General features: G+C 71.0%; 14 protein-coding genes and 1 pseudogene. 3 read left to right on the top strand and 12 right to left on the bottom strand.

From position 1 onward, the window contains the following. The first annotated feature begins 247 nt into the window (after positions 1-247). Positions 248-589, top strand: a complete 342-nt coding sequence (locus PZE19_RS13780; RefSeq protein WP_277861202.1) for a hypothetical protein — start codon at positions 248-250, stop codon at positions 587-589. A 323-nt stretch (positions 590-912) separates the two neighbouring features. Here PZE19_RS13780 and PZE19_RS32980 read toward each other — a convergent pair whose 3' ends face one another. The 7 genes from PZE19_RS32980 to PZE19_RS13745 all read right to left on the bottom strand — a co-directional run bounded on the left by PZE19_RS32980 (position 913) and on the right by PZE19_RS13745 (position 8,066). Continuing rightward, on the bottom strand, positions 913-2,295 hold the full coding sequence (locus tag PZE19_RS32980; RefSeq protein WP_277861201.1) for a tetratricopeptide repeat protein: 1,383 nt from the start codon (positions 2,293-2,295) through the stop codon (positions 913-915). 59 nt (positions 2,296-2,354) lie between these two features. Beyond that, a complete protein-coding gene (locus PZE19_RS13770) occupies positions 2,355-3,512 on the bottom strand; it encodes a hypothetical protein (RefSeq protein ID WP_277861200.1) in 1,158 nt (385 codons plus the stop codon). 31 nt (positions 3,513-3,543) lie between these two features. Continuing rightward, positions 3,544-4,353: a 3-keto-disaccharide hydrolase gene (locus PZE19_RS13765; RefSeq protein ID WP_277861199.1), complete on the bottom strand. Its 810-nt coding sequence runs from the start codon at positions 4,351-4,353 to the stop codon at positions 3,544-3,546. Between the two features lie 80 nt (positions 4,354-4,433). Next, positions 4,434-4,940, bottom strand: a complete 507-nt coding sequence (locus PZE19_RS13760; protein ID WP_277861198.1) for a hypothetical protein — start codon at positions 4,938-4,940, stop codon at positions 4,434-4,436. Further along, positions 4,937-5,275, bottom strand: coding sequence for a hypothetical protein (locus PZE19_RS13755; RefSeq protein WP_277861197.1), 339 nt, complete (start codon positions 5,273-5,275; stop codon positions 4,937-4,939). The genes PZE19_RS13760 and PZE19_RS13755 overlap by 4 nt, the downstream gene beginning before the upstream one ends. Before the next feature lie 82 nt (positions 5,276-5,357). Beyond that, the gene (metX, locus tag PZE19_RS13750; RefSeq protein WP_277861196.1) at positions 5,358-6,524 is read right to left on the bottom strand and encodes a homoserine O-acetyltransferase MetX; all 1,167 of its coding nucleotides are present in this window, start codon (positions 6,522-6,524) and stop codon (positions 5,358-5,360) included. 252 nt (positions 6,525-6,776) lie between these two features. Continuing rightward, the gene (locus PZE19_RS13745) at positions 6,777-8,066 is read right to left on the bottom strand and encodes an O-acetylhomoserine aminocarboxypropyltransferase/cysteine synthase family protein (RefSeq protein WP_277861195.1); all 1,290 of its coding nucleotides are present in this window, start codon (positions 8,064-8,066) and stop codon (positions 6,777-6,779) included. A gap of 417 nt (positions 8,067-8,483) precedes the next feature. On the opposite strand from PZE19_RS13745, the gene PZE19_RS13740 reads away from it, so the two are divergent. Then, entirely contained in the window at positions 8,484-9,473 is a 990-nt protein-coding gene (locus PZE19_RS13740; protein ID WP_277861194.1) for an acyltransferase family protein, read from the top strand. A gap of 16 nt (positions 9,474-9,489) precedes the next feature. On the opposite strand, the gene PZE19_RS13735 is transcribed toward PZE19_RS13740, so the two are convergent. Together PZE19_RS13735 and PZE19_RS13730 are read right to left on the bottom strand one after the other, a co-directional pair. After that, positions 9,490-10,683 (bottom strand): cystathionine gamma-synthase family protein, encoded by a 1,194-nt coding sequence (locus PZE19_RS13735; protein WP_277861193.1) that lies wholly within the window; start codon positions 10,681-10,683, stop codon positions 9,490-9,492. Positions 10,684-10,772: 89 nt separating this feature from the next. Next, the gene (locus tag PZE19_RS13730) at positions 10,773-11,339 is read right to left on the bottom strand and encodes a carboxymuconolactone decarboxylase family protein (protein ID WP_277861192.1); all 567 of its coding nucleotides are present in this window, start codon (positions 11,337-11,339) and stop codon (positions 10,773-10,775) included. Here PZE19_RS13730 and PZE19_RS32975 point away from each other — a divergent pair. After that, a pseudogene (locus tag PZE19_RS32975) lies at positions 11,268-12,874 on the top strand (serine/threonine-protein kinase). The gene PZE19_RS13730 and the pseudogene PZE19_RS32975 sit on opposite strands and share 72 nt — an antisense overlap. A 156-nt stretch (positions 12,875-13,030) precedes the next feature. Here the strand turns inward: PZE19_RS32975 and PZE19_RS13715 are convergent. The 3 genes from PZE19_RS13715 to PZE19_RS13705 all read right to left on the bottom strand — a co-directional run bounded on the left by PZE19_RS13715 (position 13,031) and on the right by PZE19_RS13705 (position 16,485). After that, complete coding sequence (locus PZE19_RS13715) at positions 13,031-13,159, bottom strand: hypothetical protein (protein WP_277861190.1); 129 nt, start codon at positions 13,157-13,159, stop codon at positions 13,031-13,033. Between the two features lie 71 nt (positions 13,160-13,230). Continuing rightward, complete coding sequence (locus PZE19_RS13710) at positions 13,231-13,665, bottom strand: hypothetical protein (RefSeq protein WP_277861189.1); 435 nt, start codon at positions 13,663-13,665, stop codon at positions 13,231-13,233. A gap of 180 nt (positions 13,666-13,845) precedes the next feature. Next, positions 13,846-16,485: a right-handed parallel beta-helix repeat-containing protein gene (locus PZE19_RS13705; RefSeq protein WP_277861188.1), complete on the bottom strand. Its 2,640-nt coding sequence runs from the start codon at positions 16,483-16,485 to the stop codon at positions 13,846-13,848. Positions 16,486-16,606 lie beyond the last annotated feature (121 nt).

The raw sequence follows: 16,606 nt of genomic DNA, 5'->3' as shown, positions 1-16,606 counted from the left end.
ATGGGCCGGGGCGACGCTCCGGGCCCATCCGGCCTTTTTTCATTCTGTCGTCGAGGCCTCTCGCCCAGCCTCCGCCGCCGCGGCGGATGGACGATGTAATGAAGAGTGGGGGCCGCCGTATCGAATGGCATCCCATCTCTCGCGATCCGCAGCCCGGCCCGGCGTCGGGGCGGGGATCGCAGCCCGGCGGTCCGGGGACGCCTCCGCGCGCCTCGGCCCGGCGCGACGAAACCCAGGAGGCAGCGCCATGAAAACCCACCACGCGCGCGTCCGGTTCCAGCCCGAAGCCGAAGCCGTCGAGGGGCGGCTCCTGCTCTCCGTGTCGGCCGCGAGGCTCGGCCGATACCTCTTCATCGCCTCCGGGGACCTCCCGAACGCGCCCGTCCTCGTCGCCCCGAAGCGTCCGTTCGCGCCGATGCCCGGCCTGGCGCCCGCGAACTCCGCCCCCATCACGACGCCGATCAGGCCGGTCGGGTTCCCGGACGCCCCCTTCACCAGGGCCGTCCCCGGTGCGAGCCTCACCCCGATCATCGTCACGCTCGCCAGGCCCGAAAAGCTCCCCGGCGCCTTCTCGGTCAGCCTGAGGTGACCACCGCGATCACCCCCGAGCGACCGTCATAAGCCGGCTTCGATATCGGCTTCTTTCGGGTCCGTCCGCGCCGAGGCATTCGACCCGAATCCAAATCGCAAACTACTTGCTCAAAACGATTTACGATTCTGAATTTCGCCCCGAAAATTGGGTCTGTTCGTCGATTTCGACATCGCTTTTCGGTGCCCCCCCCGTCCCGCCCCACCCGTCGCGGCGCGCGACGGCCCTTAGAAAAGAGGATGCGCTCGAATCGCGGATTGCGGGCGCAGGCCGGGCCATTTCAGGCCGCCTGGGCGGACGCGTTCGCCAGGGCCGGCCCCTCGTCAATCGAGGCGTTCCAGCTCCGCCTCGGCGAGGAAGGTTTCCAGGGCGAGCGGCGAGCCGTGACCCACGACCCGTCGAAAGTCCTCCCGAGCCTCCTCACCCCGACCTTCAAAAAGGTGATCGTAACCGAGCCAGCAGGACGCCTCGGCCCGCTCGTCGCGATCGGCGGCCAGGGCGAGCAGGGCGGGCTCGTCGATCTCGCGGCGCAGGAACCGGACGATCGGGAACGGCCAGGCCGACGCGTCGGCGTGCTCCGCCGCCTCGTCGAGGAACCGCCGGCCCTCGTCGCCCATCCCGGCGCGTCGCGCCCCGAAGCCGCCGACGAGGGCGGCCCGGAGCGCGTGCTCCCCTCGCCAGCCCTCGGCCTCGATCGCCGCGCGGGCGTCGGCGACGGCCTCGGCCCGGCCCTGGACGAGGCGGACGACGGCCTTGCTCAGATAGGGCCACGCCCACGGGCCGTTGGGCGGTTTCGCCACGGAATAGTCGGCGATCACCCGATCGTACTCGGCCAGGGCCAGGCCGTATTCCCGGGCCCCTCGCCAGGCGTCGCCACGCCGGCAGGAAGTGGTGCACGAATCGGCGTTGAGGCGGACGACCTCGTCGAAATCGGCGATCGCCCGGTCGTAGAGCTTCAGAGCACTCCGGGCGACACCACGGCCCTCGTAGGCGAAGTAGTCGGTCGGCTTCCGCCGGATGGCCTCGGTGTAGTCGGCGACGGCCCGTTCGTACTCCCGCTTGGCGCTCCAGGCGTCCCCACGAGAGCGGCAGGCGGAGGGACCTTCGGGATCGAGCCACATGGCCTCGCCGAAATCCGCGATCGCACGATCATACTCTCGAAGCGCCGACCAGGCCCGACCTCGATGCTCGTAATTCGTCGCTCGCGGAGCGAGCCGGACGGCGTCGTCATAATCGCGAACCGCCCGCTCGTATTCCTCAAACCAGGACCAGACGATCCCTCTCCAGTAATAGGCGTGCTCGTACCCCGGATCCCATCGGACGGCCTCGTCGACGGCGGCGAGAGCATCGACGTATTCGCGATCGTAATATCTCCGGGAGCAGCGTCTGGTGAAGGCCTCCGCGAGGCCTCGTCGGAAGGACGGGGACGCGAGCGCAGGGTTGATCCGGATCGCCTCGTCGTAATCCGCCGCGGACTTTTCGAGGTCCGAATCGTCATACCGTGCGCGAGCGTCGCCAAGACCGCCGTACCGGGCGCGTGCGCGGCCGAAGAACGCCTCGGCGTTCGCCGGTTCGAGCCGTATGGCCTCGGTGTAGTCGGCCGCGGCCTCGTCGTACCGTTCCTCGTCGCTCCGCGCGTCGCCCCGCCGGATGAAGCCGGCGGCGTCCGTCGGGTCGTCTCGCCAGGCCTCGTCAGCTTCGGTCACGGTTATGCCTCCGTCATCCCATCAGGCCGCGCCCCGAGGCGGTCCGGCAGGCGCAGGGGTCAAGGCAGGCGGTCGTCCTGCGACGCGTTCGGCGTCCCGTCGGATCGAGGAGGGTCGAGCGAGGCGAGGTATTGCGGAAAGACCAGCTTCACGGCCGCGATCAGGCTGATCGCCTGGTGGAAGCAGCCGAGGGGCACGACGTACGGGCCCAGGAAAGCCCGGACCTCGTCGGCCGTGTATCCCCTGGCCGCAAGGACTCCCCCGAGGATGCCGCCGACGAGGAACCCGAGGAGCATCGCCAGGAGGACCGTCCGCCAGGCCAGGCCCCACCACACGGCGAGCGTCCGCTCCCACGACGGCGGCTCTGCGGCCTCTTCCCGGCCCGAGAGCCAGGTCGGGAGCTTCTTCAGGACCATCCGGACGGCCGCGATCGAGGCGATCGCGACGACGATCGCGTTGAAGGGGATGTTCAGCGGCCGCAAGGCCGCCTGGAACTCCGCGAACGAGTAACCCTTCGAGGCGAAGACGACGCCGACGAACAGGCCGGCGACGAGCGTCACGGGGACGGCCACCAGGAATCCTCGCCAGAGCAGGCCCCACCACACGGCGAGCGTCAGTCCCCGCGGGAGCGACGTCCCCGCGACCGCTGCCGCCTCGGGTTCGACGAGGCCGCCGATCTTCGCGAGGTGCTTGGGGAGGGCCAGCTTGACCGCGGCGATCGAGGCGGTCGCGACGAGGCCGTAGGCGGCGAGGGGCATGTACCGCTGGACGAGGGCCCGGATCTCCTCGGGGTCGTATCCCTTCGCGACCATGGCGGTCCCGAGGAGGAGGGCGCAGAGATACCCTCCGACGATCAGCATGAGCACGCATCGCCAGAGCAGGCTCCACCACAGCGTGAGCGTCTGGTTCCACGAGACGTCCGTCGACGGCTCGATCGCGGCCGGCCCCACGCCCGCCTCGAGGTCGACGAGCGTGGGGAGGTGCTTCTTGAGGGTCAGCTTGACGGCCAGGATCGTCGCGAGCGCGATGATCGATCCGGCGAGCGGGACGTTGTACCGGCGGATCGACGCCTGGACCTCTTCGGGGGTGTACCCCCTGGCCCCGAGGACGCCCGCGACGACGGCCCCGAGGGCCGCTCCGAAGAGGACCGCGAGGAGGGAGGTCCGCCAGGCCAGGCTCCACCACACCGGGAACGTCTTCGTCCAGGAAAGCTGCATCGCCGTCTCCATCCGGAGGGGCCGCCTCGGCTCAGCTCTCGGAGCCGATCGGCCGGACCCAGATGTTCCGGAAGCGGACGGGGTTGCCGTGGTCTTGCAGGAGGATGGGGCCCTTGGGGCCGTGCTTCTGGTAGCGGCCGAGGTCGCGGAAGGCGACGGAGCCGAGGATCTCGGCGTGGTTCTGGACGACGACGCCGTTGACCAGGATGGTCACGTAGGCCGGCGTCTCGACCTGGCCGTCGTCCTTGAATTTGGGGGCGGTGAAGAGGATGTCGTAAGACTGCCACTCGCCGGGCGGCCGCAGGGCGTTGACGAGCGGCGGGTGCTGGCCGTAGACCGCGCCGGCGTGGCCATCGGCGTAGGTCAGGTTCTTGTAGTTGTCGAGCACCTGGATCTCGTAGCGGCCGAAGATCAGGACGCCGCTGTTGCCGCGGCCCTGGTCGCTCCCCTTGGGCGGGTTGGGGGCGGTCCATTCGACGTGGATCTGAGCGTCGCCGAACTCCTCGCGGGTGACGAGCGATCCCGATCCCCCCTTGGCGACGATCGCGCCGTCGACGACGTCCCAGGTCGGGTCGCCGTGGTCGCCGCGCCACTTCGAGAGGTCCTTGCCGTCGAAGAGGACGACCGCGTCGGACGGGGCCTGGCCGACCGCCGCGCCGGGCGTGACGACCGGCGGGTGGGGGCGGTCGGCGTCGTGGACCCGCCACTTGTTCCCGGGGAGGAAGGGCGTGTCCTTGTAGCCGGGCTTGTGGCCCTCTTCGAGCGTGACGTAGTAGCCGAAGGCCGAGGCTCCCGCGAGGAGCGTGGCGGCGAGGGCGAGGAGGGGGCGGTGGGGCGTCATGAGAGGGAAAGATCCTCGGGTCGGTGGGAGAGCCCCGGGGGGCGGTGGGTCGGAATCAACATCAAGGCCGGCGGATCGGCTCAAGTATAAGCCGGGAACTTGTGGACTGCCATTTCGAGGACCCTCAGGAACTGTCGGCCCAGACCTGTGTCGGTCATTCGGCCCCAGGGGTCGAACCAGTGGCCGGCCGGATATGCCGTGGGAGCGTGGTGGGGCCAGGGGTATTCGGGATTCGGGCCGTCCTGCGCCAGCGCGGGCGCCAGGCGCTCGAGTTCGTAGGCCATCGGTAGGACGCGCCGGATCCAAGCCTGCAGTTGGCCGAAGTCGTGGAACTCGAGTGCGGCCGCGAGTTGCAGCCGTCGCTGCATCGGAACGCCCCCCAGGGACCTCATGAATTGGACGAGGCCCGCGTGATTCCTCGGGGGAGGCGTCCCGGTACGCCAGAAATAGGCTTTGGCGAGCTTCTCCGCCACCATCTGCATGTAGTGGAGTTGGTGGCAAGGAGCCGCTGAATTTCGGCGCAGGAGGATGAGGACCCCGAGGTCGGATTGGGCCTGCTCCCACCACGCCGCCTGATGCGAGTTCATCGTCCTGAATTCTCTAACTCGATGGCGTCTTCGAGCGCCCAACCGGCCGGCAAGGGGAGGTCCCCGCGATCGACGGCCTGCCATTGGGAAGGCGTCACGTCCAGGACGAACAGCTTGTGTTCCGTCTCGGACCCGGTGTCCACGCCGAAATCAATCGGTTCGAGGGCGCCGCCGTCGATCTCGGCGAGGAGATCGTTGACCTCGACGAGCCGGATCTCGCGATCGGGGGCCCCGCTGGGCAGATAATAAATTCGGCGGACCCCTGGGTCGGTCCGGAGGTGCTGAGACGCATACCATCGCGCCATGGCGTCCCGGTCGAAATGCACGACGGCCACAATCGCCTCCCTCGGAGTGTCGTCCGGATTCGTCGTGAACCTACCTCCTCGGCCGATGGGCCCGAGGCGGGGGTGTAGCTTTCTATTCGTCGCGGTGGTTGAGCACCTCTTGAATATGCGGGGTGAACAGCCGCGGTTCCAGAAGGAAGGCGTCGTGGCCCTTGTCGGAGTGGACCGTGATCCAGATCACCGGGACCTCGGCCCGCTTGAGCAGGCGGACGAGCTTCTGCTGATGCCCGCGGTTGAAGGTGTGGTCGTTGTCGATGCTGAAGACCAGGAACTCCTGGCCCCGACAGCGTTCGAAGACGTCGCGCAGGTCCCGGGCGCGGGCCTCGGCGACGAGGTTGAACCACTGCCAGGCGTCGAGGATCCGCAGGTACGTGTTGGCGTCGAACCGCCTCACGAACTTCTGGCCCTGGTGGAGCATGTACGACTCGACCGGGTGGTTCATCTCGTACCAGCCGTGGGGCGGCTTCTGGCTGACGACCTCGTCGCGGGCGCGCTTGCGCAGGGCGTCGGGCGAGATGAACGTCTTGTGGGCGATCCGCCGCGCCAGGGCGAGGCCGACGTCGGGCCGGGCGCCGGCGTAGTAGTCGCCGCCGCGGAAGTAGGGGTCGGCCTCGATGGCCGTCACCTGCTCGAAGTTCAGGAGCCGCTGGTCGATGGTCGTCTCGACGCCCGTACTGACCGGCAGGACGAAGCGGACGCGGTCGGGGTGGATCGCCGCCGTCAAGAGGGCGAGGAAGCCGCCGATCGAGGGGCCGACGACCGCGTGGAGCTTGCCGACGCCCAGGTGGTCCAGCAGCCTCATCTGCGACTCGACCACGTCGCGCATCCGCAGGACGGGGAACGTCGAGCCCCAGGGCAGGCCGGTCTCGGGGTCGATCGAGGCCGGGCCCGTCGAGCCGTAGCAGCCCCCCAGGTAGTTGGCGCAGACGACGCAGAACTTGTCGGTGTCGAGCGCCTTGCCGGGGCCGATGAAGGCGTCCCACCAGCCCTCGTGCATCTCCTCGGTCCAGCGGCCGTCGAGCCCGGGGACGTCGGGGTTCCAGCCGGCCGCGTGCTGGCTGCCGGTCATCGCGTGGTACAGCAGGATCACGTTCGAGCGGTCGGCGTTCATCCGCCCGTACGTCTCGTACGCCAGCGTGAACCGCGCCAGCGGCGGCCCGACGCACAGGGGCAGGGGATGCGCCGGGTCGTCGAACTCGAAGAACTGCGTCCGGGTCTCGGGGAGGGTCTGGATCATCATAAAGATGGGGTCGCGGAACGGGTGGCTGCGGAGCCCGGACGGTCCCGGCGGGCTCCTTATCTCGACGGCCCACCCTCGAAAGGCGGCCGAAGGCCGAATGAGGAGCGACGGCCTTCGTGGCCGTCGCAGTCGTCCCTCTCCCCCCGGGAGAAGGTGGCCCGAAGGGCCGGATGAGGGTCGTCGCGCTTCGAGGACGCCTTGGCGACCCGGCATGCATACCGAATTCCGGCGGCCCTCATCCGATCCGCGGGCTCACGGGCAGGCGACGTCGAGCGCCTGGTCGACGTCGGCGAGGATGTCGTCGATGTGCTCGATGCCGATGGACAGGCGGACGAGGTCGGGGGTGATGCCCCCCTCGCGCTGCTGGCCCTCGTCGAGCTGCGAGTGGGTGGTCGAGGCCGGGTGGATGGCCAGGCTCTTGGCGTCGCCGACGTTCGCCAGGTGCGAGAACAGCCGGAGCGACTCGATGAACTTCCGGCCCGCCTCGGCGCCGCCGCGGATGCCGAAGACGACCATCGAGCCCCCCTTGCCCCGGAGGTACTTCTTGTTGAGGTCGTACATCGGGTCGCCTTCGAGCCCGGGGAAGCGGACCCAGGTCGCCTTCGGGTGCGCGTTCAGGTGCTTTGCGACGGCCAGCGCGTTCTCGCAGTGCCGCTCCATCCGCAGGGGGAGCGTCTCGATCCCCTGCAGGAACATCCACGAGTTGTCCGGCGCGATGCACGCGCCCAGGTTCCGCAGCGGGACGGTCCGCATCCGCAGGATGTAGGCCAGCGGGGCGAGCGGCTCGGGGAGGTCGACGCCCCAGCGCAGGCCGTGGTAGCTGGTGTCGGGGATCGTGAAGAGCGGGTGCTTGCCGCCGGCCCAGTTGAACCGGCCCGAGTCGACGACCACGCCGCCGATGCCCGTCCCGTGGCCGCCGAACCACTTGGTCAGCGAGTGCACGACGACGTCCGCGCCGTGGTCGAGCGCGCGGGTCAGGTAGGGGGTCGAGAAGGTGGCGTCGACGACCAGGGGCAGGCCGTGGTCGTGGGCGACCTTGGCGACGGCCTCCAGGTCGGTGACCTCCAGGGCCGGGTTCGAGACGCTCTCGCAGAAGAGGGCCCGGGTGTTGCCGTCGATGGCCGCGGCGAAGTTGTCCGGGTCGTTGGAGTCGACGAACTTGGCGTGGATGCCCAGGGTCGGCAGGATGTCGTGGAACTGGGTGTAGGTCCCGCCGTAGAGGTTGCGGGCCGACACGATGTTGTCGCCCGCCTGGGCCAGGTTGATGATCGAGTAGAAGACCCCCGCGGTCCCCGACGAGACCGCCAGGCCGGCCGGCTCGGGCGCGCCTTCGAGCAGGGCGACCCGCTTCTCCAGCACGTCGGTCGTGGGGTTCATGAGCCGGGTGTAGATGTTGCCCAGCTCCTTGAGCGCGAACAGGTTCTGGGCGTGCTCGGCGCTCTTGAAGACGTACGAGCTGGTGCGATAGACCGGCACCCCGCGCGACATGGTGGTGGGGTCGGGTCCGGCGCCGCCGTGGAGGCAAATCGTCTCGAGTTTCATGAAGTCTCGACCGGGTGCGGGAAAGGCGCCGGGCGGCTCGCGGGTGCGCGGGCTTGCAAGGCGCGAGGACTCAAGTGGGGAGGATCGCGGCGTGGAGCGGCCCACGCCCCGGACTCGCGAAGCATGAATTAGATCCCAACCGCGCCCGCCGTGCCAGAGCGCTCCGACCGGGGACGCGGCCCCGCGAGCCGGCGGTCGGGGCTCGACCGGGACCCTCTCCGACGCATCGCATCGCGGCCCCCACGGAACGACGCATCGCCCGATGACTCCATGATCGTCGCCTCCCCGCGGCGGCCCCGGGCCCGACCATCGATGCATGAAGGCGCGGCCCAAATCTCGGCCGGGGCGGCCGCGACGCCGCGATTCGTCGCCTACTTCCGATGACTGGAACGGATTCTTCCTTGGAGGTATGAACTCATGAGGAGTTCCGAGGATCTGCCGCGCGGGTCGGACTCCGCGGCGGTTCGGGACGGCGGCCTCGACCACCGCCGCGAGCGGGTCGCGGGCTTCGACGTCCTCCGGCTGGCGGCGCTGCTGGCGATCGTCTGGTTCCACGCCGGGGCCCCCGGGGCCGAGTACACGGCCTGGCGGCTGCCCACGCTGGCGATCATCTCGGCGGCCCTGGCCGCCGGCCGCGGCGAGCCCCGGCCGCTGCCGCAGCAGATCCGCAAGTCGGGCTCGCGGCTGCTGGTCCCCTGGCTCTTCTGGTGCGGCGTCTACGGGGCCGTCGAGCTGGGCTCGCACCTGAGGCACGGGGTCTCGATCTGGGACGAGCTGGGCCCGCGCATCCTGGTGACGGGCACCTCGGTCCACCTCTGGTACCTGCCCTTCGCATTCGTGATGATCCTCTTCCTCAACGTGGCCCGCCGGCTGACCTCCGGGGTCCGGCCGTCGTACGCCTGCCTCCTCGCCGCGGGGCTGGCGGGGCTCTCGCTGGCCGTCCTGGCGGTCGACAAGTCGTACCGCGACGACGCCGGCACGCCGGGGCCGCAGTGGCTGCGCTGCGTGCCGGCGGTCTTCCTCGGCCTGGCCGTCGGCACCGCGATGCGGCACGCCGGCCTCCGTCGCCCGGGCGTGATCGCCATCGCGGCCTTCAACACCCTGGCGTGCGGGCTGATCGCGCTCTGGTTCCGCGACGAGCTGGCCGCGCGGTACGGCCTGGCGATGCTGCTGGTCGCGCCGGCGTCGGCCTGGCGGTTCGAGCCCCCGCGCTGGGTCGCCGCGGCGGTCGGCATGGCGATGGGGGTCTACCTCGTCCACATGTCGATCCACCGCATGGTCTACGCCGTCTCCAACCGGCTGCCGACCCCGGACCTGCCCCCGGCCGGACACGGGGCGCTGGTGATCGCCATCTCCTTCGCCGCGGTCTGGGCGATCTCGCAATCGCCGCTCAAGCGGTTCGTCTGATCCGAGGGCGCGGCGATCAGCCGACGGCGGCCAGCGCCTGCTCCAGGTCGGCGATCAGATCGCCGGCGTCCTCGATGCCGCAGGAGTAGCGGACGAGGGTCTCGGGGATGCCCAGGGCGGCCCGCTGGGCGGCGGTCAGCTCGACGTGCGAGCCGGTGGCCGGCGGCGCGACGACGGTCTCGACCGCCCCCAGGTTGGCCGCGCGATGGGCCCACCGCAGACGGGGGAGGAACCGCTTGACGACCTCGAAGTCGCCGTGGAGCTGGAAGCTCAGGACGCCGCCGAAGCCCCCCGGCATCTGCCGCGCCGCGACGTCGTGGTTCGGGTGGCCTTCCAGGCCGGGGTAGAAGACGTTCGCGACGAGCGGATGGGCCTTGAGCCGGCGGGCGACGGCCAGGGCGTTCGCGTTCTGGCGCTCGACCCGCAGGGCCAGCGTCTTCATCCCCCGCAGCAGCATGTAGGCGGCGTCGGGGTGGAGCGTCGCGCCGGTGATCTCGCGACGCCGGAAGATCGCCTCGACGAGCGCGGCGTCGCCCGCGACCACGCCCCCCAGCGCGTCGGCGTGGCCGCCGAGGAACTTGGTCGCGCTGTGGATCACCAGGTGCGCGCCCAGCTCCAGCGGATGCTGGTTGACGGGCGTGGCGAACGTGTTGTCGACGACGACCAGGGCCCCCTTCGCCCGCGCCCGGGCGGCCAGGCGGGCGATGTCCAGGACCTTGCACGTCGGGTTCGTCGGGCTCTCCAGGTAGAGCACGCGCGGGCCGCCGTCGATCGCCGCCTCGATCGCCTCGTGGTCGGCGGTCGGGCAGAGCACCGCCTCGACGCCGACGCGGGGGAGGAACTCGCCGAACATCCGGTTGGTGCCGCCGTAGGTGTCGACCACCGAGACGACCTTCCGGCCCGGCTCCAGCAGGGTGAACAGGGTGTCGCTGATCGCGGCCATGCCGGTCGAGAAGCTCGTCGCGGCCTCGGCCCCTTCGAGGATCCGCACCTTCTCCTCGAAGACGGCGACCGTCGGGTTGGTGTTGCGGCCGTAGATGTGACCCGGGATCTCGCCCAGGGCCGCCGCGCGCCATTCGTCCAGGTCGTCGTAGCCGAACGAGACGCTGTGGACGACCGGGACCTGCGTGGCGCGCCCCATGAAGACGCCCCCTTCGCCCGCCCAGACGGCCTGGGTGCGGACGTGCGGACGGGACTCGGCGTCGGACATCGGGGGGGCTCCAGGAGATGCGGGGCGGGGGGTGAAGGCCGGGCTCGGCGTCCCATTGTCCCCGTCCGGCCGCCGGCTTCCAACCCCGATCAGTCGCGGCCCACGCCGAGCGCGTCGGCCGCGCGGTTGATGTAGTTGAACCAGGCCGCGATCAGGGTGACCTGGAGGATCCCCCGGTCGTCGAAGCCGACGCCGCGGAGCCGGTCGTGCCAGGCGGGCGAGACCCGGGTCGCGTCCTGCGTGACCTGCACGGCGTAGTCGAGCATCGCGCGCTCGCGGTCGGCGATCGGGGCGTTCGCGTAGTCCTCGCGGAGGGCCCGGACGAGGTCGTCGTCCAGGACCACCCGGCGCAGGAACTCGGCGTGGGCCGCCGAGCAGTACCGGCAGCGGTTGGTCGTCGAGACCATCAGCGCGATCATCTCGTGGTCGCGCCGCGAGAGCGGCAGGTCGGGCGCCATCAGCGCCCCGAACGTCGCGAACGCATGGTAGAGCGCCTGCGGGATCAGCGTGTGCGACGCCACGATCCCCGGCGTCCTCTCGTCGAGCCCCCGGATCGGACCGTCGTACTCCGCCGGATAGAGCGCATGCTGCCCCTCCAGCGCGGCGGCCAGCTCGGCGGACGCCTCGTCCCGCGCGATCGTGCGAACCCAGGCCATCGGGACCTCCCCCTTGCGCGGCGCGAATTGCGGATTTCCGTGACGGTTTCAAGGATAATGCCCGTCGTCCCTGCGCGGCAGCGGGCCGCCGGATCGAGGTCCCGAACCGGGAGGCGCGGCCGTGCCGTCCATCGACGTCGAAACCTGGTCGAACGTCGAGTCCACCGCGTCGACGGCGACGTCCTCGCCGGACGACGACCCCCGGATCGTCGCGGCCGTCGAGGAGTACGTCGCCCTGGTCGAGGTGGGCCGTCCGCCCGGCTCGAGTTCCTGGCGCGGCATGGATCGATCGCCGGGCCGCTGGGCGCGTGCCTCGCCGGGATGGACCTGGTCGACGACGCCGCGCAGGGGCTACGACCGGCGACGGACGACGGCGCGGCCGCCGACGAGGCCCCCGCGCCGGTGCTGGGCGAGTTCCGGATCATCCGCGAGATCGGCCGGGGCGGGATGGGGGTGGTCTACGAGGCCGAGCAGCGGCCCCTCGGGCGGCGGGTGGCGTTGAAGGTCCTGCCCTCGGCCGCGTCGACGGATCCCCGTCGGCGCCAGCGGTTCCAGCTCGAGGCCCAGGCCGCGGCGAGGCTCCACCACGAGCACATCGTCCCGGTCTTCGGCATCGGGATCGTCCGGGGGACCCACTATGACGCGATGCAGCTCATCGAGGGGAGGCCGCTGACGCAGGTCGTCCGCGAGCTTGCGGCGGCGGATCGCGCGGCGGCCCCGGCCGACGCGGAGGCCGACGGCTCGGGCCCCGCGGCCGGGCGGGCGCAGCCGCCGAAGTCGAAGTCGCAGGGGCATTCGCACTCGTCGAGCCGAGCCCACGCCCGCGAGACGGTCCGACTCGGGCTCCAGGCGGCCGAGGCGCTCGAGCACGCGCACGCGATGGGGGTCGTCCATCGCGACGTCAAGCCGGCGAACTCCTGATCGACGACCGCGGCAACCTCTGGGTCGCCGACTTCGGCCTGGCGCGTCGGCCCCAGGAGGACCTCGACCTGACCCGGACGGGCGACCTCGTCGGCACGCTCCGCTACATGAGCCCCGAGCAGGTCCGCGCCGAGCGCGGCGGGGTCGGCCCGGCGACCGACGTCTACTCGCTGGGGGCGACCCTCTACGAGCTGCTGACGCTCCGGCCCGCCTTCGACGCCGACGACCGCCAGGAGCTGGTCCGGCGGATCCTCGACGGCGAGCCGACGCGGCCGAAGCGGCCGAAGCGGATCCGCCCGTCGATCCCGCGCGACCTGGAGACGATCGTCCTCAAGGCCATGGAGAAGGAGCCCGCGGCCCGCTACCCCTCGGCCGCGACCCGGGCGGACGACCTGCGGCGGTTCCTCGACGACCAGCCGATCCGGGCGGCCGCGCGTCGGAGGCCGCGGAGGCCTTCGCGAAATCCATGGAACGGAACGACGGCGGCGGCCCCGCCGACTGGCTCTTCCTGGCCCTCATCGACCATCAGGCCGGCGCGGAGGAACAGGCCCGTCGGCGATTCGACGCGAGCGCCGCCTGGATGGAACGCGACCCGGACCGCAGCGCCGAGCTGACGCCGATCCGGGAGGAAGTCGCCCGGGCCCTGGGAGCGAAGTGAACCGACGGATCGGGCCGCTCGCGACCTCGCAACCGACCGGCGCGATCGCCCCTTCCGCTCGCGCGGGGAGGACGGCGGCTCGGTTCGTCGCGGGCGGAGCGGCCTTCCGGCCTCAGAACATGAGGGCGAGGAGCGCCAGGAGGCCGCCCCCGATGATGCCCAGGGTGCCGAGGCGCGTCACCGCGTCGTCGGGGAAGAGCAAGACGCCGTCGATCTGACCAAACTTCATGACGTTCTTCATGACCTGTCTCCTCGCGTCCGGAATCGTCGGGCTTTACGCACGGATCGGGCTGGGAAGGGAAGCGGACGGCTTCAAACAGGCGGACGTCGAGGAGGGTGGAAGACGGCGGAGGGCGCTCGGGGCGAGTCGAACGACTCGTCGGCGGCGCGGTGGGGCCGCGACCCGGGCGGGACCGCGGGGAGGAACGCGGGCGAGGCGAGGCCCTCGCCCCGGCTCGGCATGGTCTCGAAGACGCCGGCCGGGAGCGGCGACGGATCGCGCTCCGAGCAGGAGGGCCCCGAGCAACGCGGGCCGTCGTCGGACGCCGGCTCCGGGAACGCCGAGGCCTCCGCGCCGTGGGCCGCCATGCCCAGCCCCGCCGGCGTCGCCGACCGCCACGCCATGGCCGCCGCCCGGCCGCCGCAGCGGGCCTCGGCCGCCCCCGGCGCGAGCAGGAACACGCACAGGGACGCGAGGATGAACCCCGCGCCCGGGCGGATCCCAGGCTGGATGGAAGACGGCTTCATGACGACCCCGAGACACGACGGGCGATGGCCGCCGGCGATTCGATCGGAATCGCCGCGAACGGCCGTGGGCGACGGAGAGAGGCATGACTCGCAGGGCAATATACCGATACGACGGGCGCGTCGCAAGTCGACGGCCGGCCAAACCCCGTCATAATCTTAAAAAAGATATCGGCGCGGCGATTAAGGCCGGACGTTCAGTTCCAGTTCGTCCAGGAAGACGGCCGTCGGGTGCTCCGCCGAGCTGCTGAAGCCGACCCAGTCGACCGTCTTCCAGCCGGGCGAGCAGGGGAGGTCGGCCAGTCGCAGGGGCTCCTCGCCGGGCCGCGAGACGCTCAGGCTCCAGGTGGCCGGCCGGTTCGCGTCGCCGTTCAGGCGGGACTGGATCTCGACGTGCAGCCACCGGCCGGCGGGGACGTCCATCACCACGCGGTCGCCGGCCCGGAGCTTGCCGTCGGCGAACCAGACGCTGGGCCCGACCCGGTAGGGGCTCGAAGCGTCGCGCCACTCGGTGTAGAAGACCGCGCCGGGCTCGACCCGGATGGCGAAGGAGCACGTCGCGAGCCCCTTCTCGTAGTGAGGCTGGTAGTAGAAATGCGGGTCGAAGCCGTTCTTGAGCCCGGCCGCGTCGGCGACCTTCAGGCTGCGACGGCCGCCCGCCGCGGTTTCCTCCGTGACGGCCACCAGCTCGGGCCGGCCGCCGTGCGAGACCGCCGCGAACTCCGGCGCGTATCCGGAAGGGCTCGGGGCGATCGCCTCGAAGTCCTCCGAGACCGACATCGGCGGCGGCTCGGGCGCGGGCTTCGACGGGGGCAGGGGGGCGTCGGCCTCGGCCCGCCAGGCGCCGCCGCCGCGCACGCCGGCCCGCGAGGCTTCGAACGGCTTGAACCCCATCGCGATCGCCGGGCTGTCCGACTTCAGCCGGAAGTCGTCCGCGCCGGCGTCCTCGAACAGCGGGTCGGCGACCTTCGAATGCTCGTCCTGCCCGGTCGCCTTCCGCCACGCGTCCAGGCTCAGGCCGTCGAACGTCACCGGGGCTCCGGACGCCTCGTAATAGAGGTTCGAGTCCAGCCGGACGTTCTTGCGGTCCGACCAGGCGCCCGTCAGCAGCGGACCCCCCTTCCAGTACACGATGTTGTGTTCGAATATGAACGAGAGATGATCCTCGATCCGGCTCCGCATGACCTGGCCGTATCGGCTGAACGCCAGGATGTTGTTGCGGACGACGTTCTCGCGGCCGTAGTGCTGGTGGTAGCTCCCCGTGGTGGTGTTCCAGACGAGGTTCCCCTCCAGGACGATGCCGGTCGAGCCCTCGTCGTTGTACAGGCCCCAGCCCCCCGCGCCGGTCTTGTTGTACGAGTCGACGTCGTGGACGACGTTGTGGCTGACGGTCGTCCCCTCGGAGAGCCCCAGGGTGTAGACGCCGCCCATGTCGCTCAGGACGTTGCGGCCCAGGTGGTGCAGGCGGTTGTAGTCGATCGTGTTCCGCTTGCAGTCGGTCGGGTTGTAGCCCCACGACCAGCCGACCGAGACGGTCGTGTAGAAGGCGTCGGCGATGTCGTTGTGCGTCACCGCGTTGTCGCTGGACTGGCCGATCCAGACGCCGATCGAGCCCGGGAACCAGCGGCCGACGCCGCGGATGATGCAGTCGTCGACCGTCACCTTGCCCGTCGCGTGCCCGGGCTTCGCCGGCATCGACGTCTCGCCGATCCGCACGCCCCCCGCGCCCAGGTCGACCAGGGCGCAATGCTCGACCTTGCAGTCGGTGCAGCCGCGGCGGAACCAGACGGCATAGATGCCGACGTGCTCGATCCGGCAATTCTTCAATTCGACGCGCCGGGCCCCGTCGGCCGTGACGACGGCCGGGATGCTCGCCGCGGCCTGGCCGTCGCCGTGGCCCTGAGGCGGCAGGCTGTAGGCGGTGTGCCGGAACGTTAACCCGCGGAACGCCAGGTCCTCGACGAGCGCCCCCTTGTCGGGGTCGCCCTGGATCGTCAGGAAGGCCTCGGCGACGGGCGCGACGAACCGGGACGCGGCGATCTCCTCGCCGGGGAGCGGCCTGTACGCGAGCGTGCCGTCGCGGTCCAGGAACCACTCGCCGGGCTGGTCGAGCGCCCCGCGGAGGTTCTCGAAATGGTAGCGCTGGTTGGCCCCCCACTGAAGGAAGGCCCAGGGGGCGGGCCCCGTCAGGTCGACCTGGCCCGAGCCGGCGTCGACCGAGGCGATCCGGTGCCGGGAGACCTCCCACGAGTGGTAGACGACGACGTTGACGTCGCGGAGCTGCTCGGCGGACAGGCCGGCCAGCGGCTTGAGGTCCTCGCGCCGAGCCACGAACGAGCTCTTCGGGTCCGCGGCCCCGGCTTTCTTCATATAAAGATATCCGTCGTCGGGCGTCCGCGCCCGTACGGCGCGGCGGCCGTTGACGTAGAGCTGCTCGAACGGCCGCTTGCCGGCCGAGGCGGCGGCGTCGGGGACCTTCGCGACCCACAGGCCGTCGGTCGTCTTCTGGAACCCCCGGATCTCGCGGCCGCCGTCGATGACGACCTCGGCGCCCGGCTCGGCCTCGTACGCGACCGACCCGTCCTCGGGCCCGAACGCGACGGGCTCGGTCAGCCGATACGTCCCGGCGGCGAACCGGACCGTCGCCGGCTCGCGCTTGCCCTTCGCGTCCTTGCGCAGCTCCCGGACGCGGTCGCGCGCCGCCTGGAGCGAGGCGATCGGCCCGTCGGGCGCGACGCGGACCGTCGCCCCCGGCTGCGCCCCGGCGGGCGGCACGAACAACAGGGATCCCAGGGCCAGCAGGACGGATCGGCGGAGCAGCATGGGAGAGGCCTCCATCGCGAATCGGCCGCCCCCGCGCCCTCCATCGGCGCGTCGATCGGCGGCCATCACCCCGCGACTCTAACGCGCGCCGGGCTTCATCCCTAGGCTGCACCGGCCTCCC

It is taken from the genome of Paludisphaera mucosa, assembly GCF_029589435.1.
GTDB classification, from domain to species: Bacteria; Planctomycetota; Planctomycetia; order Isosphaerales; family Isosphaeraceae; genus Paludisphaera; species Paludisphaera mucosa.
This window is presented reverse-complemented; position numbering and strand designations above follow the sequence as displayed.

What these genes read in the sequence shown, in the direction of transcription:
- PZE19_RS13710 (WP_277861189.1), bottom strand. Translation starts at nt 13,665, where the DNA reads ATGAAGCCGTCTTCCATCCAGCCTGGGATCCGCCCGGGCGCGGGGTTC.
- PZE19_RS13745 (WP_277861195.1), bottom strand. Translation starts at nt 8,066, where the DNA reads ATGAAACTCGAGACGATTTGCCTCCACGGCGGCGCCGGACCCGACCCC.
- PZE19_RS13730 (WP_277861192.1), bottom strand. Translation starts at nt 11,339, where the DNA reads ATGGCCTGGGTTCGCACGATCGCGCGGGACGAGGCGTCCGCCGAGCTG.
- PZE19_RS13780 (WP_277861202.1), top strand. Translation starts at nt 248, where the DNA reads ATGAAAACCCACCACGCGCGCGTCCGGTTCCAGCCCGAAGCCGAAGCC.
- PZE19_RS13715 (WP_277861190.1), bottom strand. Translation starts at nt 13,159, where the DNA reads ATGAAGAACGTCATGAAGTTTGGTCAGATCGACGGCGTCTTGCTCTTC.
- PZE19_RS13765 (WP_277861199.1), bottom strand. Translation starts at nt 4,353, where the DNA reads ATGACGCCCCACCGCCCCCTCCTCGCCCTCGCCGCCACGCTCCTCGCG.
- PZE19_RS13735 (WP_277861193.1), bottom strand. Translation starts at nt 10,683, where the DNA reads ATGTCCGACGCCGAGTCCCGTCCGCACGTCCGCACCCAGGCCGTCTGG.
- PZE19_RS13760 (WP_277861198.1), bottom strand. Translation starts at nt 4,940, where the DNA reads ATGAACTCGCATCAGGCGGCGTGGTGGGAGCAGGCCCAATCCGACCTC.
- PZE19_RS13770 (WP_277861200.1), bottom strand. Translation starts at nt 3,512, where the DNA reads ATGCAGCTTTCCTGGACGAAGACGTTCCCGGTGTGGTGGAGCCTGGCC.
- PZE19_RS13705 (WP_277861188.1), bottom strand. Translation starts at nt 16,485, where the DNA reads ATGCTGCTCCGCCGATCCGTCCTGCTGGCCCTGGGATCCCTGTTGTTC.
- metX (WP_277861196.1), bottom strand. Translation starts at nt 6,524, where the DNA reads ATGATGATCCAGACCCTCCCCGAGACCCGGACGCAGTTCTTCGAGTTC.
- PZE19_RS13740 (WP_277861194.1), top strand. Translation starts at nt 8,484, where the DNA reads ATGAGGAGTTCCGAGGATCTGCCGCGCGGGTCGGACTCCGCGGCGGTT.